Raw genomic sequence first — 22,759 nt, 5'->3', positions numbered from 1 at the left:
TTTGCGGTCTTTCCTATCGGGGGGAGTTGGATGCGCTGGTTGAAACGGCTGGGTTGGGGATTGCTGGGCATCGTGCTGTTGGCGGCAACCGGGTCGATCGGCGGCTATGTCTGGTACAGGCAGGCGTCGCAGCCCGACGTGGCCGGCACCTTGCGACTGGCCGGCCTGCGAGACCGCGTGGTAGTGGTGCGAGACCGCAATGCCGTGCCACATATCCAGGCGGCCAACTCACTCGATGCGTACTACGCGCTTGGCTACGTCCACGCGCAGGACCGCCTCTGGCAGATGCAGATGAACAAGCGCATCGTCGCGGGCCGTCTTGCCGAAATCCTGGGTCCCAGCGCGCTCGAGACCGACCGCTTCCTGCGCACACTGGGCGTGCGGCGCAATGCAGAGGCGATCCTCGCACAGACACCGCCAGAGGCCCGCGCGGTGCTGCAGGCCTATGCCGATGGTGTCAATGCGTTCATCGACACGCGCAAGTCGGCGCTGCCGCCGGAATTCCTGATCGTTGGCACCCGCCCCGAGCGCTGGGAGCCGGTGGATACGATTGGCTGGCAGACCATGATGGCGTGGGATCTCGGGGGTAACTGGACGCAGGAAGTCCTGCGCATGGGGCTGTCCCAGCAGTTGCCTGCCTCTCGCATTGCAGAAATCCTGGCGCCGTATCCGGGCGAGAAGCCGTTGCGGACGATGGACTACGCCAGCTTCTATCGCAAGCTTGCCCCGGTGGCCACGGCCATGGCGCAAGTTGTCCAGCAGGCGCCGTCTGGCTACGTGGAGGGGATGGGCTCGAACAACTGGGTTGTCTCCGGCGCCCATACGCGCAGTGGCAAGCCGCTGCTGGCCAATGACCCGCATCTGGGGCTCCAGGCGCCCGCGCTCTGGTATTTCGCGCATCTGCAGGCCCCTGGCCTGGATCTGACCGGCGCCACGCTGCCCGGCGCGCCGCTGGTGGTGCTGGGTCACAACAAGCGCATTGCCTGGGGCTTCACCAATACCGCGCCCGATGTCCAGGACCTGTATCTGGAGCGGGTCGACCCGGCCAATCCCAACCGCTATCAAACGCCAGAGGGCTGGGCGGAGTTCAGCACGCGAACCGAGACCATCCAGGTCAAGGGGGCGTCGGATGTCACGCTGACGGTGCGCGGCACGCGGCACGGACCGGTCATGTCCGATGTGGCGGAGCCGATCAGCGCGGCCGCCAAGCCGCTGGGCGCGCAGTACGTGGTGGCGTTCCAGTGGGCGGCGCTGCGTGCCGACGATCGCACGTTCGTGGCCAGCCTGAACATGAGCCACGCCTCGGACTGGAAGTCGTTCGTGGCGGCGTTGCGTGACTTCCATTCGCCGCAGCAGAACATCGTCTACGCCGATGTCGACGGCAATATCGGATATATCGCCCCGGGGCGCGTGCCGCTGCGCCGCCCCGACAATGACCTGATGGGGCTCGCGCCAGCGCCGGGCTGGGATGCGCGTTACGACTGGCAGGGTTTCATCCCGTTCGAGCAGTTGCCGCGCCGCTTCAATCCGCCCGAGGGCATGATCGTCACGGCGAACCAGAAGATCGTGGGAGACGACTACCCGTACTTCATTACGAGCGAATGGACGGTACCGTATCGCTACCAGCGCATCCGCACGCTGCTGGAGGCCGAGCCGCACCATACGAAGGACACCTTTGCCGAGATCCAGAAGGACGTGGTCTCGCTAGCCGTGCGCGATGCGCTGCCATTGCTGCTGGCTGCCCCAGTGGCGACGGACGCCACACGCCCGCCGCGCGAGCGCGCGCTGCTCGACGCGCTGCGCAAATGGGACGGCACGATGTCGGCCGACCGCGCGGAGCCGCTGGTGGTGACCGCATGGCTACGCGAACTGTCGCGCCTGCTGTTCGAGGACAAGGTCGGCGAATCGCAATTCAACCGGCTCTGGGAGCAACGCAACGTCCAGTTGCCGATGCTCAATGCGATGCGCGACCCGAAGGGCCTGGGTGCCTTCTGGTGCGACAACTCGCGCACGCCCGCCCACGAGAGCTGTGCGGACACGATCGGGCTGGCATGGCAGCGGGCGATTGCCGATCTGGATCGTCGCTATGGCGATGACACGGCCAAGTGGCGTTGGGGCAAGGCGCACACCGCGCGTTCCGAGCACAAGCCGTTCGGCAAGGTGCCGTACCTGTCCAGCCTGTTCAACGTGCGCGTGCCTACTGGTGGCGATACGTATACGGTGGATGTGGGCCGCCACAACCTCCGCGACGAGCACGCACCATTCGAGAGCACGCACGCGGCCAGTCTGCGCGCCATCTACGATCTGGACGATCTGTCGGAGTCGCGTTTCATGACATCGACCGGGCAGTCTGGCAATGCGCTGTCGCCGCACTACCGCGACTGGACCGAGGAGTGGGCCGCCGTGCAATTCATCACGATTGGCGCCCACCGGCGCAATCCGGGCGGGGACAGCTTTGACACGTTGGTACTGCGGCCGCTGACTGATGGCAACTGAGCGACGGCAACTGATCGACGGCAACTGACCCGCCCGATGTTGTCAAAGATTGTGTCAATGGAAATCATTCCCGGTAAGCGGGCAGTACCATGACGAGACCTTTCCTTGCAGGAGTCATTCGATGAGCGATACCCATGCACCTCGCAGCCCGCGCCGCACCGACGTGATCCAGCATGTGGGATTCGAGCACGCCGGCGTGATTGCCGATGCAGCCCGTGCGCGTGGTCACGAAATCCGCATGTATCAGGCCGGCGTGGATGACCTTGCACTGGTGCAGGATGATCCCGCCGATCTGCTCGTGGTGCTCGGCGGCCCGATCGGGGTCTATGAGACCGAAGCCTATCCGTGGCTCGAAGCCGAGATCGCCGTCATTCGCGAGCGTCTTCATGCGCGGCGGCCAATGATCGGTGCGTGCCTGGGTGCGCAACTGATTGCAGCCGCGGCCGGTGCGCGCGTGTATCCGGGCACGCGGGAAATTGGCTGGGCGCCGATCACGCCCACGGAAGCCGGTCGGCGGTCGCCGCTGGCCGCGCTGGCCGAGGCCGACTGGCAGGTGCTGCACTGGCACGGTGATACCTTCGACCTGCCCGCCGGCGCCGAACTACTTGCCTCCACGGCTGCCACGCCGCACCAGGCCTATGCCATCGGCTCGCATGTGCTGGCGTTGCAGTTCCACCCCGAGGTCAAGCCGGGCGATATCGAAACCTGGCTGATCGGGCATACGGTCGAACTGGGGCGCGCCGGCATTGATCCGCGCACGATTCGTCGCCGTACCGGTGAAATCGGCGCCGTCGTTGCCAATGCCGGTGAGCGGATGTTTGCACGGTGGATGGAAGAGGCCGGGGTTTGATGGATGCGGTGATCAACATCCCGATTGCCGCCGTATTGGCGGGCAGGGTAAAGCCGTTCGGCCCCAAAGGGGTACCGAGCGGGATCGAAAAGACAGTGGTCAGCGGGCCGGTTCGCATCACGAAGCTCGGCTTCGATATCGACGAGCAGGGCGATCCGAAGCATCACGGCGGCCCGGAGAAGGCGCTGCACCACTATCCGCGCGACCACTATCCGGTCTGGCACGAAACGCTGGCGGCCCATGGCGGTAACGTCGACGTGCTGAATGGCCCGGGTGCCTTCGGCGAGAACTTCAGCACGCACGGTCTGACGGAGGCGGAAGTCTGTATTGGCGACCGCTTCCGTGTCGGCACGGCGCTGGTGGAAGTCTCGCAGGCCCGGCAGCCGTGCTGGAAGCTCAATCATCGGTTCGGCTATGCGGCCATGTCGCGCTCGGTGCAGGAAGGCGGACGCACGGGCTGGTACTACCGGGTGATCGAGGAGGGCGAAGTGTCCGCCGGCGACAGGATGGTGCTCGTAGCGCGCCCTTACCCGCAATGGTCCCTGCAACGGTTGCTGCACGTGCTCTACGTGGATCGCCTCAACTACAGGGCACTGGCCGAGATGGCCGATCTGGCGCCGCTGGCGGAAAGCTGGCGCAAGCTGGCCCGCCAGCGCGTGGCGAGCCATCTCGTGGAGGATATGGAGAAGCGGCTGGCCGGAGGCTAGGGTCAGCCAGCGCGGCGTATCTGCCGGTCAATCCGGCTGGAATCGACGCGCCGTGCCTTCGCGGGTGATCCGCTCCCAGATCACCTGCTTTTCCTCGTCGGAATAGAACACCCAGTTGCTGACCTCGGCCGCCGTGCGACCGCAGCCCTGGCAGATCTCGTCGAACAAGGTCGAACAGATGCCGATGCAGGGGCTGTCCGGACGATCGCTCAACTTCGCCTGACCATCGGTATCGACGGTGGCGGACGGGGCAAGTGACGCGGACGGGTTGACGGGCATAAAGACGGAGTGGCGGCGACAGGAACGACAGGCCGCACATTATAAACGCCTGTCCGATTCGGAATTACCCCCGAGGTCATTGTGGTTGGCTGGTCACCCGTCTACGCTTGATGGGTCATGTTTCCACCGCAACTGATTACCGGGAGATTGCCGATGTCCGAGTCCGCCAACGCTGTCGACCCGCGCAATGCCGCAATGATCGAATCGGTGCTGATTGCCTCGCCGGTGGCGCAAGCGCTGGGTATCCGGCTCGATGCGCTTGCTGCCGAGCGCGTGGAGATGCTGCTGCCATTCAGCATGAAGAACATCACGGTTGGCGATATCGTCCATGGAGGCGTCATTGCAACGCTGATCGATGTGGCCGGCGCGGCTGCGGCGTTTTCGAAAGTCGATCTGGATGTCGTCAAGACCGGGGCGACGGGTTCGCTGTCGATCCAGTATCTGGCGCCGGCGCGGGCAGCCCCACTGCGGGCCGTGGCCGAGGTGATTCGCCGTGGCAAACGGCAGGTGGCGACCGAGGTCTCGGTCTATGCGGAGGGCGATGCCGAGGCCGTGCTCGTTGCCAAGGCATTGATGAGCACGGCCCTGATCTAGTTCACACCAGGTTCACCAGGATCAGTACTTCCAGAAGATGTCTTGCAGTGCCTTCGGGTCGTTGGTCTTGGTCAGTGCCAGCGCCATCAGGATGCGAGCCTTCTGCGCGATCTGGTCGTCGGTGACGATCCAGTCGTACTTGTCGTCGGGCTGTTCGCCGTTACGGATCACGACGCCGCTGCCCGTGCGCGAGGCACGCACGATGAACACGCCCTTGGCGCGGGCGGCCTTGAGCGGTTCGACCATGTAGTCGCCGACGCTGCCATTGCCGGTGGCGTCGAAGATGATGGCCTTGGCGCCGCTCTTCACCGCGGCATCGACCGCAGCAGGGTTCATGTTGCCGTACGCGTAGACCACGGCCACTTCAGGCAGCTTGTCGATCTTGTCGATGTCGAACTCCGTCTGCGTCGTGTGAGGACGGGCCGGCAGGCGGAAGTACAGCGTGCGGCCTTCCACCACGTAGCCGAGCGGTCCGAACGGCGAGCGGAACGTCTCGACCTTGAACGTGTTGGTCTTTGTCACGTCACGGCCGGTCTGGATCTCATCATTGAGCACCACCAGCGTGCCCTTGCCCTTCGAGGCGGGGTTCGACGCTACCAGCACGGCGTCGTACAGGTTCAGCGCGCCATCGGCGCCCAGCGCGGTGCCCGGGCGCATCGAGCCAACCACCACCACGGGTTTGTCGCTCTTGAGCGTCAGGTTCAGGAAGTACGCGGTCTCCTCGATCGTGTCAGTGCCGTGCGTGATGACGATGCCGTCGACGTCGGGCTGCTTGAGCAGTTCGGAGACGCGCTTGGCCAGCTTGATCAGGCGCTCGTTGTTGAAGCTTTCGGAGCCGATCTGGAAGACCTGTTCACCCTTGACGTTGGCGATCTTCGAGATCTCCGGCACGGAAGCGATGATCTTGTCGACTGGCACCACGGCGGACTGATAGGCCGCGGTATTGGTGGCGGCAGCACCCGCGCCGGCGATGGTGCCGCCGGTGCCGATGATGACGATGTTGGCCTTGCGTGCTTCGGCGGTCGTGCCTGTCGGCGCATTGGCGCTGGCGGCCGGCGTGGGGCTGAGCTGGGCGTGGGCCACGCCAGTGAACAGGCTGGCCGAAAGCATCAGGGCGGCCAAGGGTTTGAGACGGGCAGTGCGTTGCATGATTCTCCTCATATCGGCGAACGGCGCGCGTCTTGTGGAAGCGCGAGAGCCGCAGGTTTTCGATTCATGGATTCCATTCGTCAGGCGCCGCAGGGTTTTCCAGCGGTCGTTTCCGGGAATGGAGCGAGCACTATACCGAGGCCCCAGAGTTGCGTCGACAACTGCACAAGCAGGGTCACAGCCGCATACGTATGCCTGAAAAGACAAAGCGGCATCCTCTGCGAGAGAGGATGCCGCTTTGCACAAGCAGCGAGGAACTTCCGTCTGTACGCGCTTAGAACGCGTCGCCCGGAATGCGAACCCAGCCTTCCATCAGCACGCGTGCACTGCGGCTCATGATGGCTTTCGTCACGGTCCATGCGCCATCGGACTGGACGGCCTGCGCGCCCACGCGCAGCGTGCCGGATGGGTGGCCGAACCGCACCGCCTCGCGTTCGCCGCCGCCGGCCGCCAGGTTCACCAGCGTGCCAGGTACCGCAGCCGCCGTGCCGATGGCCACCGCAGCCGTGCCCATCATCGCATGGTGCAGCTTGCCCATCGACAGCGCACGCACCAGCAGGTCCACGTCGCCGGCATTGACGGTCTTGCCGCTCGATGCCGTGTACGTCGCCGGCTTCGCCACGAACGCCACCTTCGGCGTGTGCTGGCGACGCGCGGCTTCGTCGATGTCGCGGATCAGGCCCATGCGTTTGGCGCCATAGGCACGGATCGTCTCGAACATCGCCAGCGCCTTCGGGTCGCCGTTGATGGCTTCCTGCAGTTCCGTGCCGGTGTAGCCGATGGCCTCCGCATTGACGAAGATCGTCGGAATGCCGGCATTGATCATCGTGGCCTTGAGCATGCCGACGCCGGGCACTTCGAGGTCATCGACGAGGTTACCGGTCGGGAACATCGCGCCGCCACCGTCATCGCCTTCCTCGGCGGCCGGGTCCATGAACTCGAGCTGGACTTCGGCCGCGGGGAACGTGACGCCGTCGAGCTCGAAGTCGCCCGTTTCCTGCACCGCGCCGTTGGTGATCGGCACGTGCGAGATGATGGTCTTGCCGATGTTCGCTTGCCAGATCCGGATCGTCACGGTGCCATTCTCGGGAATGCGCGCCGCGTCGATGAAGCCGTTGCTGACCGCGTACGGACCGACCGCCGCCGACAGGTTGCCGCAGTTGCCGCTCCAGTCGACGAACGGTTGGTCGATCGACACCTGGCCGAACAAATAGTCGACGTCGTGGTCTGGTCGGGTGCTCTTCGAGATCAGCACGGTCTTGCTGGTGCTCGAGGTGGCCGCGCCCATGCCGTCGATCTGCTTGCCGTACGGATCGGGGCTGCCGATCACGCGCATCAGCAGCGCGTCACGCGCCTTGCCAGGGACCTGCGCGGCCTCTGGCAGGTCCTGCACGCGGAAGAACACGCCTTTGCTGGTGCCGCCACGCATGTAGGTGGCGGGAATCCTGATTTGGGGTACATGTGCCATTCGTCGGTCTCCCGTCATGCCGCCGCGCGCGAGGACTCGAGGAAGTCCTGCGCAAAGCGTTGCAGCACGCCGCCTGCTTCGTAGATCGAAACTTCCTCGTCGCTGTCCAGGCGGCACAGCACCGGCACTTCCACGCGCTCGCCGTTCTTGCGGTGGATGACCAGCGTCAGTTCCGCGCGCGGCTTGCGCGCGCCGATGATGTCGAAGGTTTCCGTGCCGTCGATGCCGTACGTGGCGCGGTTCTCACCGGCCTTGAACTCCACGGGCAGCACACCCATGCCGATCAGGTTGGTGCGGTGAATGCGCTCGAAGCCTTCGGCGACGATGGCTTCCACGCCGGCCAGACGCACACCCTTGGCGGCCCAGTCACGTGACGAGCCCTGGCCATAGTCGGCCCCGGCCACCACGATCAGCGGCTGCTTGCGGTGCATGTACGTCTCGATCGCTTCCCACATGCGCACGACCTTGCCTTCCGGCTCGATGCGCGTCAGCGAACCCTTCTTGACCGCGCCTTCGACCACGGCCATCTCGTTGATCAGCGTCGGGTTGGCGAATGTGGCGCGTTGCGCGGTCAGGTGGTCGCCGCGGTGCGTCGCGTACGAGTTGAAGTCTTCTTCCGGCAGGCCCATCTTGGCCAGATACTCGCCGGCCGCGCTGTTCAGCAGGATCGCGTTCGACGGCGAGAGGTGATCGGTGGTGATGTTGTCACCGAGCACCGCCAGCGGACGCATGCCGCGCAGCGTGCGCTCGCCGGCCAGCGCGCCTTCCCAGTACGGCGGACGGCGGATGTACGTGCTTTGCGGGCGCCAGTCGTAGAGCGGGCTGATCGACGTGTCGTTTTCCGCCTGCAGCGCGAACATCGGCTCGTAGACCTTGCGGAACTGCTCGGGCTTCACGCTCTGCTTGACGATCGCGTCGATCTCTTCGTCCGTCGGCCAGATGTCCTTCAGGTACACCGGCTTGCCGTCGGCATCGGCGCCCAGCACGTCGCGTTCGATGTCGAAGCGGATCGTGCCGGCGATGGCGTAGGCCACCACCAGCGGCGGCGATGCCAGGAACGCCTGTTTCGCGTACGGGTGGATGCGGCCGTCGAAGTTGCGGTTGCCGGAGAGCACGGCCGTGGAGTAGAGGTCACGGTCGATGATTTCCTGCTGGATCTTCGGATCGAGCGCGCCGGACATGCCGTTGCAGGTCGTGCAGGCGAACGCCACGATGCCGAAGCCGAGCTTTTCCAGATCGGGCAGCAGGTTGGCTTCTTCCAGATAAAGCTCCACGGCCTTCGATCCCGGCGCCAGCGACGATTTGACCCAGGGCTTGCGCGTCAGGCCGCGTGCGTTGGCGTTGCGCGCCAGCAGGGCGGCGGCAATCACGTTGCGCGGGTTGCTGGTGTTCGTGCAGCTGGTGATGGCGGCGATGATCACGGCGCCGTCGGGCATCTGTCCCGGTACTTCTTCCCACTTGCCGGCGATGCCGCGGGCAGCCAGGTCGGAGGTCGGCAGGCGCTTGTGCGGGTTCGACGGGCCGGCCATATTGCGCACGACCGTGGACAGATCGAAATGGAGCACGCGCTCGTACTCGGCCTTCGTCAGCGCGTCGGCCCACAGGCCAGCGGTCTTGGCGTAGGTTTCCACGAGCTGGACCTGTGCCTCGTCACGGCCGGTCAGTCGCAGATATTCGGTGGTCTGGTTGTCGATGAAGAACATGGCGGCGGTGGCGCCGTACTCGGGGGCCATGTTCGAAATCGTCGCGCGGTCGCCGAGCGTCAGCGACGAAGCGCCTTCGCCACGGAATTCCAGATACGCGCCAACCACTTTTTCCTTGCGCAGGAATTCGGTCAGGGCCAGCACGATGTCGGTGGCGGTGATGCCAGGCTGGCGACGGCCGGTCAGTTCCACGCCGACGATGTCCGGCAGGCGCATCCACGAGGCGCGGCCGAGCATCACGTTTTCGGCTTCCAGGCCGCCCACGCCAATCGCGATCACGCCGAGCGCGTCGACGTGCGGCGTGTGGCTGTCGGTGCCGACGCAGGTGTCGGGGTAGGCCACGCCGTGGTCGGCGTGGATCACGGGCGACATCTTCTCCAGATTGATCTGGTGCATGATGCCGTTGCCCGGCGGGATCACGTCGACGTTGCGGAACGCCTTCTTGGTCCAGTTGATGAAATCGAAGCGGTCTTCGTTACGGCGATCCTCGATGGCGCGGTTCTTCGTGAACGCATCGGGGTCGAAACCACCGCATTCAACGGCCAGCGAGTGGTCGACGATCAGTTGCACCGGCACCACCGGATTGACCTTGGCGGGGTCGCCGCCCTGGTCGGCGATGGCGTCGCGCAGGCCGGCCAGGTCCACCAGCGCGGTCTGGCCCAGAATGTCGTGGCAGACCACGCGGGCCGGGAACCACGGGAAATCGAGCTCACGCTTGCGTTCGATCAGTTGCTTGAGCGATGCGGTCAGCGTGGCGGGGTCGCAGCGGCGCACGAGGTTCTCGGCCAGCACGCGCGACGTGTAGGGCAGCTTGTCATAAGCGCCCGGGGAGATGGCTTCGACCGCGGCACGCGCATCGAAGTAGTCGAGCTTGGTGCCGGGTAGCGGCTTGCGGAATGCAGTGTTCATGGCGTCGTGTGAGGACTGTTTCGCGCCGGCCGTCCGTGCCCTGGGGCGCGGACGGCGGCACGTTTTTCTTGCGGATCTTGCCTGCCTGGGTATCGAATCAGGCGCGTTTTTCGATCGGCACGAACTTCAGGTTTTCCGGGCCGGTGTAGTTGGCGGTCGGGCGGATGATCTTGTTGTCGATCCGTTGCTCGATCACGTGCGCGGCCCAGCCCGAGGTACGGGCGATCACGAACAGCGGCGTGAACATCGCGGTCGGCACACCCATCATGTGGTAGCTCACCGCGCTGAACCAGTCCAGGTTCGGGAACATCTTCTTGGCGTCGGCCATCACCGTTTCCAGGCGCTCGGCGATGTTGAACATCTTCATCGAACCGGCATCCTTCGACAGCTTGCGCGCCACGTCCTTGATCACCACGTTACGCGGGTCGGAGATCGTGTACACGGGGTGACCGAAACCGATCACCACTTCCTTGTTCTCCACGCGACGACGGATGTCGGCCTCTGCCTCGTCCGGCGTGTCGTAGCGCTTCTGGATCTCGAAGGCCACTTCGTTGGCGCCGCCGTGCTTCGGACCACGCAGCGCGCCGATGCCGCCGCAGATGGCCGAGTACATGTCGGAGCCCGTGCCGGCCACCACGCGGCAGGCGAACGTCGAGGCGTTGAATTCGTGCTCAGCGTACAGGTTCAGCGAGGTCTGCATCGCGCGTTCCCACAGCTTCGACGGGGCTTCGCCGTGCAGCAGGTGCAGGAAGTGGGCGGCGATCGAGTCGTCATCGGTTTCCACTTCGATGCGGCGGCCGTTGTGGCTGTAGTGGTACCAGTACAGCAGCATCGAGCCCAGGCTGGCCATCAGGCGGTCGGCGATATCACGCGCGCCCGGGGTGTTGTGGTCGTCCTTTTCCGGCAGCACCGTGCCCAGCACCGATACGCCAGTGCGCATCACGTCCATCGGGTGGGCGCTGGCCGGCACCCATTCCAGGGCGGCCTTCACGTTGGCGGGCAGGCCGCGCAGTGCCTTCAGCTTGGCCTTGTAGGCGGCCAGTTCGGACTTGGTCGGCAGCTTGCCGTGGACCAGAAGGTGAGCGATTTCCTCGAATTCGCAGGTGTCGGCGATGTCGAGGATGTCGTAGCCACGATAGTGCAGGTCATTGCCGCTGCGTCCCACGGTGCACAGTGCGGTATTGCCGGCGGCGATACCTGACAGGGCAACGGACTTCTTGGGCTTCGGGGTGGCCAGCGGTTGGGCTTCGGACATTTGGGTCTCCTGGTTAAGCTTGGTGTGTTTACGTGCGGTCATGGCTGTGGGTGCTGGATCAGCGGCCCTTGCCTTGTGCGAAGAGCGCGTCGAGCTTCTGCTCGAAGTCATGGTAGCCGATGCGGTCGTACAGTTCGGCGCGCGTCTGCATCGTGTCGACCACGTTCTTCTGGGTGCCCTCGCGGCGGATCGCCTGGAAGACATTCTCGGCCGCCTTGTTCATGGCGCGGAACGCCGACAGCGGGTAGAGCGCCATGGCAACGCCGGCGTTGCGCAGTTCGTCCAGCGTGTAGTACGGCGTGGCGCCGAATTCGGTCAGGTTGGCCAGCACGGGCACCTTCACGGCATCGACGAACTTGCGGTACATGTCCATGTCGGTCATAGCCTCGGGGAAGATGGCGTCGGCGCCGGCTTCCACGCAGGCCACGGCGCGTTCGATCGCGCTGTCGAGGCCTTCGACGGCCAGGGCGTCGGTGCGGGCCATGATGACGAAGTTCTCGTCCGTGCGGGCATCGACGGCGGCACGGATGCGGTCGACCATTTCGCCCTTGGTGACGATTTCCTTGTTCGGACGATGGCCGCAGCGCTTGGCGCCGACCTGGTCTTCGATATGCATGGCGGCTGCGCCGAACTTGATCAGCGAGCGCGTGGTGCGGGCCACGTTGAATGCCGAGGCGCCGAAGCCGGTGTCGACGTCGACCAGCAGCGGCGTGTCGCACACGTCGGTGATGCGGCGGATGTCGGTCAGCACGTCGTCCAGGTTCGAGATGCCCAGGTCAGGCAGACCCAGCGAGCCAGCGGCCACGCCGCCGCCCGACAGGTAGATCGCGCGATAACCGGCCCGCTTGGCCAGCAGCGCGTGATTGGCATTGATGGTGCCCGGGATCTGCAGGGGGCTTTCATCGATCAGGGCCTGGCGGAAGCGTGCGCCGGCGGAGCGGGCGAGTTCGTTGGCGGTAAAGGTCATGGCGTGAATCCGTTATTCGTGAATGCTGAAACCTGTCGGGACAGGGCGGCCCTATGGCGCAAGGGGTGTGCCAGCTGCCAAGTGATGCTTGCGGCAGGTGTCGGTCGGGCCCGATTTTCGACGATTTTTCCTTATCGATCAGTGGTTTATCCCATGTGGGTGCAGTGCGCGGCCCATGCCGGAAAGTGGCGCCGATGGCATTCCAGTGTTCGGCTTTGAAATTCACGCATTTCAAAGTTGAAATGCCGGGCTGGCCGGTGCAGAATCCACATCGACTATACGCCCGCGTTGGAAGCTGTTCCATGACACCGTCGCACCCTACTGTTCCTCAGCCGATTTCCCTCAACCCCGCTGGCCCCGTCGCCCCTGGCGCCCGCCCGAGGATCTGGGCCATGGGCATCAGCCGTCTCTCGCGCGCCTTTGCCGAACTGATTCCGGCCTACGCGGGCCGGGCGGAATTCCGGATCGTTGGCCGGGCCTTCGAAGCCGCAGCCAGCGCCATCAACCGGGAGGCACGGGAGAACCGCGTCGACGTGGTGGTGGCGGGCGGATCGAACGGCGCCTACCTGCGCCAGCACGTCGATGTGCCGGTGGTGCTGGTCAAGGTGACCGGCTTCGACGTCATGAGCGCGTTGGCCACCGCCCGGCGTATTTCGCCGAAGGTGGCGCTGGTGACGCATGCGTCCACCTACGCCGAGGTCGACGAGTTCGTGCGGGCCTTCTCGCTCGATATCCCGCGCTACACCTATCTGACCGAAGACGATGCGACGGCGCGCGTGCGGGCGCTCAAGGAAGAGGGCGTGCGCGTGGTGGTCGGGCCGGGCCTGGTGACAGACATGGCCGACAAGTACGGGCTCGTCGGCGTGTTTCTCTACTCGGGCAATGCCGTGCGGCTGGCGCTGGAGGATGCGATCGAGGCCGCGCGGTTGCGTCGTATCGAATCCACGCGACGCGAATACGTGAACACGATTCTTGCCCACCTGAACGAAGGCGTGGCTGCGGTCGATGGCGAGGGGCGGGTGCAGGCGTTCAATCCGGCGATGGAGCGATTCCTCGGCACGCCTGCCGGGGTTGCGGTGGGTCGCAAGCTATCCACGCTGGCGCCCGGACTGTCCCTCGACGGCGTGATGCAGAGCGGCGCGCGCGAGCTCGAAGCAATCCATCGGCTGGGCGACAAGATGGTGGTGGTCAACCGGATTCCGATCATGAGCGAGGCCGGCACGACCGGTGCCGTGCTGACGATCCAGGACGCCAACGCGATTCACCGCGCGGACCGCAACCTGCGCTCGCGCACACGCGCCCGGGCGGCTGGCGTGCGTTACAGCCTGGACGACCTGGCGGGCGATTCGCCGGCGATGAGCGATCTGCGCGCGCTGGCGCGGCGCTATGCGATGGTCGATTCGACCGTGCTGGTCAGCGGCGAAAGCGGTACCGGCAAGGAAGTGCTGGCGCAGGGGATGCACGACGCGAGTCCGCGCCGCGCCTTTCCCTTCGTGGCGGTCAACTGCGCGGCCTTCCCCGAGACACTGCTCGAATCCGAGCTGTTTGGCTACGAGGAGGGGGCGTTCACGGGCGCCCGGCGTGGCGGCAAGGCTGGCCTGTTCGAGTCGGCGCACAACGGCACGCTGTTCCTCGACGAGATCGGCGATATGCCGCCTGCGCTGCAAACGCGCCTGCTGCGGGTGCTGCAGGAGAAACAGGTGCTGCCGATCGGCGCGATCGAGGCCGTGCCGGTCAATGTGCGGGTGATCGCCGCCACGCACCGCGACCTGGCCGCGCTCGTGCGCGATGGGGCATTCCGCCAGGATCTCTACTACCGCCTGAACATCCTCCGCATCGAGATGCCGCCTTTGCGTGACCGCGCGGGAGACCTGCCCGTGCTGGCGGAACTGCTGTACCGGCGCGCGCAGGAACGGCTCGGCATGTCGGATGGGGAACCACTACCCGCGATCGTGCGGGCACGGCTGGCGCGCTACGTATGGCCGGGGAATATTCGCGAACTCGAGAACGTGACCGAGCGGATTGCAGTGCTGGTGGCCGGCGCGAACCTGACACCTGTGGCGTTGCAGCGGGAGTTGCAGGCGGCGGTGCCGGAACTGTTTTCCGGCGATTACGGGACGGCCATCGAGATGTCCGACGGCGTACCCGCGCAATCGCTGGCAGGGGTGGCCAAGGCAAGCCAGGCCGAGCATATCCGCCGTGTGCTGGCCGATTGCGGCGGTAACCGCGCAGCGGCCTGTGCCCAGCTAGGTATCAGTCCGACGACCCTTTGGCGACGGTTGCGCGAGGAGTGACCGACATCCGATCCTTCATGAAGTCCGTTATTTCGCAATTAACGGCCAGAATTATTCGCCACCAATAATTTGGGCTAAACGTCCAAGGTCTTGAAAAACCGATAAAAAGACGACAAGAAAGACCGAAAGGGACTGGCTTACGTGTCAGACATCGTCCGCAAGTCGCACCCCAGTGAACTGCCAGCGCTGGTGGGGATAGAAGAAGTTGCGGTAGCTTGCGCGGATATGGGATTCGGCGGTGACGCAGGAACCGCCGCGCAGCACCATCTGGCTGCTCATGAACTTGCCGTTGTACTCGCCCACGGCCCCCTCGCGTGGCCGGAAGCCGGGATAGGGCAGGAAGGCACTGCCCGTCCACTCCCACACGTCGCCGAACATCTGGCGCAGGGAGCCAGCCGTGTTCTGACGATCGGGCAGGGGACGTAGCGCACGGCCTTCCGCGAAATTGCCGGTGGCGGGCAGATTGTGCGCCGCGTGCTCCCATTCAGCTTCGGTCGGCAGGCGGCGCTCCGCCCAGCGCGCGAATGCGTCGGCCTCGAAGAAACTCACGTGCGTGACCGGGCTGTCCGGATCGACGGGCTGCATCCCACGCAACGTCATCTGCCACCACGTGCCGTCGCGCTCTTCCCAGTACAGGGGGGCTTCGATCTGGTTGTCGCAGACCCAGCGCCAGCCATCGGAGAGCCACAGGCCGGTCGACTGGTAGCCGCCATCCTCGATGAATTCAAACCACTGGTGGTTGCTGACCGGGTGCGAGCACAGCAGATATGGCTGCAGCAGTACCTGGTGGCGCGGGCCCTCGCAATCGAACGCGAAACCGTCTCCACTGTGGCCGATCGTCACCACGCCGCCCGGAAAGGCGATCCACTCTGGCGCAGGGCGGGGGTCAGCGATAACCGGGGACGGCAGCGTCGGCGCATAGGCCGGGCGCAGCGGATTCTGCGCGAACAGGTGCAGGATATCGGTCAGCAGGAGTTCCTGATGCTGCTGCTCGTGATGCAGGCCAAGCGTGATCAACGCCGCTTCGTCGTCGGTCTGGGCCCGCATCAGTAGCGATTCCATCACTTCATCGACGGCTTCGCGATACGCCAGTACCTCGTCGAGCGACGGGCGTGTCAGCAGGCCGCGGCGCGGACGCGGGTGGCGCGCGCCGACCGCTTCATAGTACGAATTGAACAGATAGCGATACTGCGGATCGACCGGCTCGTAATCGGGCAGCCGGGCGGATAGCACGAACTCCTCGAAGAACCAGGTGGTATGGGCAAGATGCCACTTCGCTGGGCTGGCGTCGTCCATGGATTGCACGGTGGCGTCAGCATCTGACAGGTCCGCCACCATCGCTTCCGTGGCGCTGCGCACATGACGGTACTGGCTGAGCAGGGCGGGTTCTTGCGGTGGATGACTGGCGGCGGCAGGCAGCAGGGCTGAGGTCATGCAGACTCCTGGAAGGCGCGGCAAATGTCGAACAATCATAGACCCATCCGCATGTCGGGGCGAGCGGCAAGGCCATCGGAGTTTGACGTAGGTGGGCGTTTGCGAGGCCCACAAAAAAACAGGTGCCTGGGGGAGGCACCTGTCTTAAGGATCGCCGGCACCGGGGAGGGCGCCGGGAACTACACGGAGAGGGAGAGACTGTCAGGCTCAGGCAGCGGCGCGCAGCGCGGCGTCGTTGAGCGCGGCGATCTGCGAGCGGGCAGTCGTGAGACCGGCTTCGCGCGCGTCGGGGCCCATGGCCAGACCGTGAGCGCGGACGATGCTAATGTCGGTGATACCGAGGAAGCGCAGCACTGCATCAATGGTGACTTCGTGCAGGTCCAGCGTGTTGGCGTCCTGACGCACGCCGCCTCGCGACGACACCACGATCACGCGCTTGCCGACTGCCAGGCCTTCAGGGCCGTTGGCGGTGTAGCGGAAGGTGCGGCCGGCTTGCGCGATACGGTCGATCCAGGCCTTGAGCTGGCTCGGGATGCTGAAGTTGTACTGCGGCACGCCAATCACCAGCACATCGGCAGCCATGAATTCGGCCAGGAACGTTTCGGTGCGCTCGAGTTCGGCTTGCTGCACGGCGTTCAGGCCGTCCTTCGGGCCACCCAGCACCGGCAGCAGGTGGTTGCCGAGGTGGGCGGGGGCTTCCTTGTCCAGATCGCGTACGGTCACCTTGGCGCCGGGGTTCTTGGCAACGAGGTCGGCCACGATGCTGGCGGTCAGGGAACGCGATACGGAGTTGTCGCCCAGTACGCTCGAATCGATTTGCAGGATGTTCATGTCTGGCTCCACTTGGGAATTCGGTTTGGATGGCTGAAAGATAGAGGTTCCCCATTGGTGCCGGTAGTGAGGCAAAATGCAAATGATTGTTCTATCGCTGCAACGGCATGCGCCTCGCCGCCTACGTGCCGTTGCCCGCCTTGAAGGAGCCCGCCATGCAGGATCTCAACGATTTGTCGCTGTTTGCCCAGGTGGTGCAGCACGGCAGCTTTTCAGCGGCAAGCCGGGCCACCGGCGTGCCGAAATCGCGACTTTCCCGCCGGATTGCACAGCTCGAGAAGGAGTTGGGTGTGCAATTGCTCCGCCGGACCACCCGACAAGTGCGCGTGACGCCGCTTGGCGAGGCCTACTATGCCCGCTGCCGCGAAATGCTCGATGCGGCGGAGGCCGCCCGCGAAGTGATCGAACATGCTCGCGACCAACCGGGAGGCTTTCTCCGAATCAGTTGCCCGGTCGGTATCGCACAGGTGCTGCTGGCACCCTCGATCGGTCATTTCATGCGGGCCAACCCCGGCATCCAGCTTGAAGTCGAAGCCACCAACCGTCGTGTCGACGTGATTGCGGAGGGATTCGACCTCGCCCTGCGCGTGCGAAACGTGCTGGAGGATTCAAGCCTGGCCGTGCGCACCTTCGGCAAGAGCGAGTTGCGGCTGGTGGCCAGCCCGGCACTGCTCGACAGCATTGGCCGGCCGCGCACGCCCCAGGCGCTGGAGGGGATGCCCGGCGTCAATCAGAAGCCTCACGATGGCAAGCATGTGTGGCCGCTGGTCAGCAAGACCGGCGAGCAGGTCCATGTGAGCTACGACCCTAAGCTCATCTCCGATGAGTTCGCGCTGCTGCGGGAAGCGGCAATTGCCGGTGTCGGCGTGGCACTGCTGCCGAGCATGTACTGTCGCGATGAAGTCGAGCGGGGGGAGCTTGAAGTACTGCTGCCGCAATGGGACTTGCCGATGGGGGTGCTGCACGCGGTTTTTCCGTCGCGGCAGGGGGTAACGCCCGCATTGCGCCGCTTTCTCGATTATCTGGGCGAAGTGTTGCCCGAATGCGCGCGCAAGATGGGGATGATTCCGAACGTCAGCCTGGGAATGCATGTGGCACCACCGACCGAGCCCGCGCAGCGTGGCGGCGGCAAGGCGAAGGAGCTGGAGGCGTCCTGACAGTCCCGACAGTTCCGAGAGTCCCGACAGCGGGCAACCTGTACGGTGCTGCGCCTTTACCTTCACGCCAGCACGACCTAATGTAGGGAGTACAGGTCACATGCGTTCCATGTGATACCGCATCGTCCAATGCAAGGAGCCGTCGAAATGAGTCACTCGCAAGGATCGCAGGATCTTGGCAAAGCCGTACTTCGTATCGTGCTGGGGGTGCTGATTCTGTTGCACGGTATCTCGAAGATCATGGCTGGCCCGGGTTTCGTAGTGAAGGTGGTCACCGACGCCGGCCTTCCGGTGGAGCTGTCCTACCTAGTCTACGTGGGCGAGGTGCTGGCCCCCATCCTCCTGATCGTCGGCCTGTGGACCCGGGCGGCGGCGTTGATCGTCGTCGTCAACATGCTCTTCGCGTTTGGGCTCGTCCACACCAAGCAGCTCATGGAGATGGCGCCAACCGGTGGCTGGGCGCTGGAATTGCAGGGGATGTATCTGGCGGGCGCGCTCGCGGTGGCCCTGCTCGGTGCCGGACGTCTGAGCTTCGGCGGTATTGATGGCAGGTGGAACTGACGGAGGCACCGCGATGCTGAGTCTTGGTCGATTTCGTCGTGCCGCGCCCTGGATGGTGGTGCTGGTGTCGCTGGCAGGCTGCGCGACTGGCCCTGATATTCGTGCCGACTACAACCATGCGAACGACTTCTCGAAGTACCGGACGTTTGGATTCGTGGCGCATCCCGGCACGGACCACAGCGGGTATGAGAGCCTGACTACGCAATACCTGAAGACGGCGGTCGACCGGGAGATGTCCGCGCGCGGCTATCGATATGCGGCTCATCTGCCCGACTTGCTGGTCAACTTTAACGCGCAGTTGCGCGAGAAAGTCGTCAGCAACCCGGCCCCGATGCCGCCGCCCGGATACGCCGGCTACTACGCGTATCGCGGCGGTCTCTATGCGCCATGGCCCGGTTACGGGTTCTACAGCGATACCTACACCTACACCGAAGGCACGCTGAATATCGATATCGTCGATGCGCAGAGGAACCAGCTCGTCTGGGAGGGCGTGGCGCAGGGCGACGCGAGCGACGTGGACCCGCAGACCCGCCAGCAGGCTATCGACAAGGTCGTGACGCAGATTTTCCTCAAGTACCCGTTCCGCGCGGCGCAGTAACGCGTCGCTACCCGTCGCCGCGCACCTTCATCCCTGCGTCACCATCTTTTCTCACCAAAATCGGCGCTTTCCGCGACATCGCGTCACAAATTCGCGCATGGCACCAGAGCCAGACCCGCTACAATCGCTGCCCGTAGTTTTGAACGTGTCAAATTGATCATGGGTCTGGGCTGGTTCGGATTGTCGACCTTGTGGCTGTTGCCGCTCGTATGGCAAACAGTGGGGCGTGTGCTGGCCGGCGAGCGGCGGCTGCTTGGTCGTGGCTCGCTGCGCGTGCTGCTTGGCACGGTACTCGTGCTGGGTGCCAGCGCCACGCTTGAATCGCTGACTGGCGGCGAAGGCGAGACCGCGGGCGGTGCCGTCGGGCACGCGCTGGCCGGCGTGGCATCCGGAGTGCTCGGCTGGACTGGCGCGCTGCTGATGATGCTGGCGGTGCTGGGCCTGACCGCGCCCATGGTATTCGGCGAGACATGGCGCAGCCTGTTCCTGCTGCGCAAGCCGCGCGTGGAAAGTGACGAGGACCGTGGCGACACCCGGACGAAGTCGCGCGCCGATTCCCGATTCGAATCGCGAGCCAGCACCCGTACAACAGATTTCCGTCACGACACGCGCAGCGAACCGCGCGGCGAACTCCGTAGCGATAGCACCGCGCCGCAGGCTTCGCCGCGTGATTCAGTCGAACGCTGGGAGACCACGTCGCTGCCGGCGCAGTCGGCCGGCGGCTGGCAGCCCACGCAGCCGCGCCAGAAAGGTATCGAGGCGGTTTCCGCCCGCCGTCAGCCCGCGTGGCAACCGCCGCCCCGCACGCGTGAGTCGCCGCCACAACCGGGCGAGATCTGGCTGCATCATGCCGAGGCGCCAGGGGCGGTGAAGCCGGTGGCGCCGGTGGTGCCCAAGCCTGCTCCGTCTACCGCGCAGAAGTCTTCCACGACGCCACCCACGCCTCGCGCGGCCAACCCTGTGCCGACGGCCGTCCGTCCCGCCGCAGCCGCACCGGTCCAGGCGAAGGCGGAAGCCACGGTTGCGCCGAAGCCGGCAGCACCGCGCGCGACGGTTGTCAGCAGCCCGTTCCGCAATCCGCAGCTCGGCCTGCGCTCGGCAGTTACCACGCTGCCCGAGCCGGCGGTTGCGACCACGGTGGCTGCGTCGGCGGCTACCGTCGCCCCGGCTGCCACGGCGGAGGCTGTCGAACAGGCGGTAGCCGTTGCGGCTCTCGCGGATGACCTTGCCGTCGAAGGTCAGGGCGCGTCCGCCGCTTTGGAAACGTCCGCAGTCAACGACGAATCCGAGGCGCCCGGCGAAACGCCGGAGTCGTCAGTGACGATGGACGCGATTCGCGAGGAGGCGCTGGCCTTGTTGGCCGAGTTGCAGGCGTTGGCTGGCCGGCACGTGCAGCCATCGGTGGCAGTGGAGCCTTCGCCGGTGGCAGAGGCAGTGCCCGAAGCCGCGCCGATGGTAGCCGAGGCGCTGCCGGCACGCATCGCGGAGCCGGTATTGGCTGACGTCCCGGACGTGCCAGCCGAACAGGGCGATGCCGACGACATGGCGATCCAGGTGGCCGTGGCGGCTTCAATGGCCGAGGCGGAGATCGCCCAAGCGGAAGCCATCGATGAGGCGCCAGCCGAAGCCGCAACAGCAGCCGCAACCGCAACCGCAGAACAAGAGACCACCGAAGCGATCCTCGCCGAGGCCGTCCCGGCCAGCGACGAAGCAAGCACCCCGGTGGCCGATGCCGGCGATCCCGAGTCTGACGAATCCCGAATCGAATTGCAGGCGGCAGCGGAGGAAGCAGGGGAGGGCGAAAATCAGGCCGACGATAGCCAGGCCGACGACCCGTCCGCCGTGGTGGATGCCAACACCTTCGTCCAGCCAACGCCCAAGCCACGCATCGTCCTGCCGGCCGTAGTCGGGCGGACGGTGGCACTTGGCGCCCAGGCGCCGGCGACGGTTGCCCCGGTGATGGCCGCGCCTGTGCCGCCGTCACCCCTGGCAGCGCCCCCTGCGCCGCCAGCGCCGCGAATCGTCGACTACCGCCTGCCGGGCACCAGCCTGCTGGAAGCGGCAGACGAGAACGCCGAGCAGGTGTCCGAGGAGCGGCTGGAGCAGACCGGCGAACTGATCGCCCAGCGCCTGGCCGAGTTCAAGGTGCCGGTGTCCGTGGTCGGGGCCAGCGCGGGTCCGGTCATCACACGATTCGAAGTCGACCCGGCAATGGGCGTGCGCGGCGCGCAGGTGGTGGGCCTGATGAAGGATCTGGCCCGCGCGCTGGGCGTGACATCGATCCGCGTGGTCGAGACGATTCCAGGCAAGACCTGCATGGGTCTGGAACTGCCGAACGCGAAGCGGCAGATGATCCGTCTGTCCGAAATCGTCAATGGCGGAGCGTTCCAGGCGCACGCGTCGAAGCTCGTGCTGGCCATGGGCAAGGACATCACCGGCAACCCGGTGGTGACCGATCTGGCGCGCGCGCCGCACCTGCTGGTGGCCGGCACGACCGGCTCGGGCAAGTCGGTGGCCGTCAACGCCATGATCCTGTCGATGCTGTACAAGGCCACGCCGGAAGACGTGCGTCTGATCATGATCGACCCGAAGATGCTCGAGTTGTCGGTCTACGAGGGCATTCCGCACCTGCTGGCACCCGTGGTCACGGACATGAAGCAGGCCGCGCACGCGCTCAACTGGTGCGTCGGTGAAATGGAAAAGCGCTACCGGCTGATGTCGGCGCTCGGTGTGCGCAATCTGGCGGGCTACAACCAGAAGATTCGCGTGGCGGAAGCCGCCGGGGAGAAGGTGCCGAACCCGTTCTCGCTGACGCCGGATGCGCCCGAGCCGCTGTCCACGCTGCCGCTGATCGTGGTGGTGATCGACGAGCTGGCCGATCTGATGATGGTGGCCGGCAAGAAGATTGAGGAACTGATCGCCCGGCTGGCGCAGAAGGCGCGCGCGGCCGGCATCCACCTGATCCTGGCCACGCAGCGGCCGTCGGTGGACGTGATCACGGGCCTGATCAAGGCCAATATCCCGACCCGCGTGGCGTTCCAGGTGTCTTCGAAGATCGACTCGCGCACGATCCTGGACCAGATGGGCGCCGAGAGTCTGCTGGGGCAAGGCGACATGCTGTTCCTGCCGCCGGGCACAGGCTATCCTCAGCGTGTGCACGGCGCATTCGTGGCCGACGAGGAAGTGCATCGCGTGGTCGAACACTGGAAGCAGTTCGGCGAGCCCGACTACGACGAGGCCATCCTGGCAGGCGACGCGCCCGAAGGCGCCGCGGATCTGTTCGGCGACAACGGCAGCGACGGCGAGTCCGACCCGCTCTACGATGAGGCCGCCCAGTTCGTGCTGACATCGCGGCGCGCGTCGATTTCCGCCGTGCAGCGGCAACTACGCATCGGCTACAACCGTGCCGCGCGCCTTATCGAACAGATGGAAGCGGCGGGGCTGGTATCCCCGATGGGCCGCAACGGCACGCGCGAAGTGCTGGCGCCGGGGCCGTCCGACTAAGGA

At 65.4% G+C, this 22,759-nt stretch carries 17 protein-coding genes; 9 read left to right on the top strand and 8 right to left on the bottom strand.

The genetic code is table 11. The annotated features are described in order from the left end of the window. Window positions 1-30 precede the first annotated feature (30 nt). The 3 genes from D769_RS22235 (at window position 31) to D769_RS22225 (ending at window position 4,053) form a co-directional block, all read left to right on the top strand. Window positions 31-2,496: a penicillin acylase family protein gene (locus tag D769_RS22235; protein WP_008649694.1), complete on the top strand. Its 2,466-nt coding sequence runs from the start codon at window positions 31-33 to the stop codon at window positions 2,494-2,496. Window positions 2,497-2,617: 121 nt separating this feature from the next. After that, window positions 2,618-3,346, top strand: coding sequence for a glutamine amidotransferase (locus tag D769_RS22230; protein WP_008649692.1), 729 nt, complete (start codon window positions 2,618-2,620; stop codon window positions 3,344-3,346). Then, window positions 3,346-4,053, top strand: a complete 708-nt coding sequence (locus tag D769_RS22225) for an MOSC domain-containing protein (RefSeq protein WP_008649691.1) — start codon at window positions 3,346-3,348, stop codon at window positions 4,051-4,053. Before D769_RS22230 ends, D769_RS22225 begins: the two co-directional genes overlap by 1 nt. Window positions 4,054-4,080: 27 nt before the next feature. On the opposite strand, the gene D769_RS22220 is transcribed toward D769_RS22225, so the two are convergent. Further along, a complete protein-coding gene (locus tag D769_RS22220; RefSeq protein ID WP_008649688.1) occupies window positions 4,081-4,332 on the bottom strand; it encodes a DUF1289 domain-containing protein in 252 nt (83 codons plus the stop codon). A 153-nt stretch (window positions 4,333-4,485) separates the two neighbouring features. Here D769_RS22220 and D769_RS22215 point away from each other — a divergent pair, with 153 nt between their 5' ends. Then, window positions 4,486-4,926 (top strand): PaaI family thioesterase, encoded by a 441-nt coding sequence (locus D769_RS22215; RefSeq protein WP_008649687.1) that lies wholly within the window; start codon window positions 4,486-4,488, stop codon window positions 4,924-4,926. A gap of 21 nt (window positions 4,927-4,947) precedes the next feature. On the opposite strand, the gene D769_RS22210 is transcribed toward D769_RS22215, so the two are convergent. The 5 genes from D769_RS22210 to prpB form a co-directional block, all read right to left on the bottom strand. Next, window positions 4,948-6,075: an asparaginase gene (locus D769_RS22210; protein WP_008649684.1), complete on the bottom strand. Its 1,128-nt coding sequence runs from the start codon at window positions 6,073-6,075 to the stop codon at window positions 4,948-4,950. A 274-nt stretch (window positions 6,076-6,349) separates the two neighbouring features. Continuing rightward, window positions 6,350-7,543 (bottom strand): 2-methylaconitate cis-trans isomerase PrpF, encoded by a 1,194-nt coding sequence (gene prpF / locus D769_RS22205; protein ID WP_008649682.1) that lies wholly within the window; start codon window positions 7,541-7,543, stop codon window positions 6,350-6,352. Between the two features lie 14 nt (window positions 7,544-7,557). Continuing rightward, on the bottom strand, window positions 7,558-10,155 hold the full coding sequence (gene acnD, locus D769_RS22200) for a Fe/S-dependent 2-methylisocitrate dehydratase AcnD (RefSeq protein WP_008649681.1): 2,598 nt from the start codon (window positions 10,153-10,155) through the stop codon (window positions 7,558-7,560). A gap of 97 nt (window positions 10,156-10,252) precedes the next feature. Then, a complete protein-coding gene (gene prpC / locus D769_RS22195) occupies window positions 10,253-11,410 on the bottom strand; it encodes a 2-methylcitrate synthase (RefSeq protein ID WP_008649680.1) in 1,158 nt (385 codons plus the stop codon). Between the two features lie 58 nt (window positions 11,411-11,468). After that, window positions 11,469-12,377, bottom strand: a complete 909-nt coding sequence (gene prpB, locus D769_RS22190; protein ID WP_008649667.1) for a methylisocitrate lyase — start codon at window positions 12,375-12,377, stop codon at window positions 11,469-11,471. A gap of 302 nt (window positions 12,378-12,679) precedes the next feature. On the opposite strand from prpB, the gene prpR reads away from it, so the two are divergent. Further along, a complete protein-coding gene (gene prpR, locus D769_RS22185; protein WP_080709691.1) occupies window positions 12,680-14,671 on the top strand; it encodes a propionate catabolism operon regulatory protein PrpR in 1,992 nt (663 codons plus the stop codon). A 144-nt stretch (window positions 14,672-14,815) separates the two neighbouring features. Here the strand turns inward: prpR and egtB are convergent, their stop codons facing one another. Together egtB and D769_RS22175 are read right to left on the bottom strand one after the other, a co-directional pair. Beyond that, complete coding sequence (egtB, locus tag D769_RS22180) at window positions 14,816-16,105, bottom strand: ergothioneine biosynthesis protein EgtB (protein ID WP_008649657.1); 1,290 nt, start codon at window positions 16,103-16,105, stop codon at window positions 14,816-14,818. 207 nt (window positions 16,106-16,312) lie between these two features. Then, window positions 16,313-16,936 carry an NAD(P)H-dependent oxidoreductase gene (locus D769_RS22175; RefSeq protein WP_008649655.1) on the bottom strand — a complete coding sequence of 208 codons (624 nt, stop codon included), beginning with the start codon at window positions 16,934-16,936 and terminating at the stop codon, window positions 16,313-16,315. A 155-nt stretch (window positions 16,937-17,091) separates the two neighbouring features. On the opposite strand from D769_RS22175, the gene D769_RS22170 reads away from it, so the two are divergent. The 4 genes from D769_RS22170 to D769_RS22155 all read left to right on the top strand — a co-directional run bounded on the left by D769_RS22170 (window position 17,092) and on the right by D769_RS22155 (window position 22,756). Then, window positions 17,092-18,093, top strand: a complete 1,002-nt coding sequence (locus D769_RS22170) for a LysR substrate-binding domain-containing protein (protein WP_052018144.1) — start codon at window positions 17,092-17,094, stop codon at window positions 18,091-18,093. Between the two features lie 147 nt (window positions 18,094-18,240). Further along, window positions 18,241-18,654: a DoxX family protein gene (locus D769_RS22165; RefSeq protein WP_008649650.1), complete on the top strand. Its 414-nt coding sequence runs from the start codon at window positions 18,241-18,243 to the stop codon at window positions 18,652-18,654. A gap of 13 nt (window positions 18,655-18,667) precedes the next feature. Next, on the top strand, window positions 18,668-19,252 hold the full coding sequence (locus D769_RS22160) for a DUF4136 domain-containing protein (RefSeq protein ID WP_008649649.1): 585 nt from the start codon (window positions 18,668-18,670) through the stop codon (window positions 19,250-19,252). Between the two features lie 159 nt (window positions 19,253-19,411). Further along, a complete protein-coding gene (locus tag D769_RS22155) occupies window positions 19,412-22,756 on the top strand; it encodes a DNA translocase FtsK (protein WP_008649648.1) in 3,345 nt (1,114 codons plus the stop codon). Window positions 22,757-22,759: the final 3 nt, after the last annotated feature.

Origin of the sequence: Cupriavidus sp. HMR-1 (assembly GCF_000319775.1) — a bacterium.
GTDB lineage: Bacteria > Pseudomonadota > Gammaproteobacteria > Burkholderiales > Burkholderiaceae > Cupriavidus > Cupriavidus metallidurans.
This window is presented reverse-complemented; position numbering and strand designations above follow the sequence as displayed.

What these genes read in the sequence shown, in the direction of transcription:
- D769_RS22235 (WP_008649694.1), top strand. Translation starts at nt 31, where the DNA reads ATGCGCTGGTTGAAACGGCTGGGTTGGGGATTGCTGGGCATCGTGCTG.
- D769_RS22230 (WP_008649692.1), top strand. Translation starts at nt 2,618, where the DNA reads ATGAGCGATACCCATGCACCTCGCAGCCCGCGCCGCACCGACGTGATC.
- D769_RS22225 (WP_008649691.1), top strand. Translation starts at nt 3,346, where the DNA reads ATGGATGCGGTGATCAACATCCCGATTGCCGCCGTATTGGCGGGCAGG.
- D769_RS22220 (WP_008649688.1), bottom strand. Translation starts at nt 4,332, where the DNA reads ATGCCCGTCAACCCGTCCGCGTCACTTGCCCCGTCCGCCACCGTCGAT.
- D769_RS22215 (WP_008649687.1), top strand. Translation starts at nt 4,486, where the DNA reads ATGTCCGAGTCCGCCAACGCTGTCGACCCGCGCAATGCCGCAATGATC.
- D769_RS22210 (WP_008649684.1), bottom strand. Translation starts at nt 6,075, where the DNA reads ATGCAACGCACTGCCCGTCTCAAACCCTTGGCCGCCCTGATGCTTTCG.
- prpF (WP_008649682.1), bottom strand. Translation starts at nt 7,543, where the DNA reads ATGGCACATGTACCCCAAATCAGGATTCCCGCCACCTACATGCGTGGC.
- acnD (WP_008649681.1), bottom strand. Translation starts at nt 10,155, where the DNA reads ATGAACACTGCATTCCGCAAGCCGCTACCCGGCACCAAGCTCGACTAC.
- prpC (WP_008649680.1), bottom strand. Translation starts at nt 11,410, where the DNA reads ATGTCCGAAGCCCAACCGCTGGCCACCCCGAAGCCCAAGAAGTCCGTT.
- prpB (WP_008649667.1), bottom strand. Translation starts at nt 12,377, where the DNA reads ATGACCTTTACCGCCAACGAACTCGCCCGCTCCGCCGGCGCACGCTTC.
- prpR (WP_080709691.1), top strand. Translation starts at nt 12,680, where the DNA reads ATGACACCGTCGCACCCTACTGTTCCTCAGCCGATTTCCCTCAACCCC.
- egtB (WP_008649657.1), bottom strand. Translation starts at nt 16,105, where the DNA reads ATGACCTCAGCCCTGCTGCCTGCCGCCGCCAGTCATCCACCGCAAGAA.
- D769_RS22175 (WP_008649655.1), bottom strand. Translation starts at nt 16,936, where the DNA reads ATGAACATCCTGCAAATCGATTCGAGCGTACTGGGCGACAACTCCGTA.
- D769_RS22170 (WP_052018144.1), top strand. Translation starts at nt 17,092, where the DNA reads ATGCAGGATCTCAACGATTTGTCGCTGTTTGCCCAGGTGGTGCAGCAC.
- D769_RS22165 (WP_008649650.1), top strand. Translation starts at nt 18,241, where the DNA reads ATGAGTCACTCGCAAGGATCGCAGGATCTTGGCAAAGCCGTACTTCGT.
- D769_RS22160 (WP_008649649.1), top strand. Translation starts at nt 18,668, where the DNA reads ATGCTGAGTCTTGGTCGATTTCGTCGTGCCGCGCCCTGGATGGTGGTG.
- D769_RS22155 (WP_008649648.1), top strand. Translation starts at nt 19,412, where the DNA reads ATGGGTCTGGGCTGGTTCGGATTGTCGACCTTGTGGCTGTTGCCGCTC.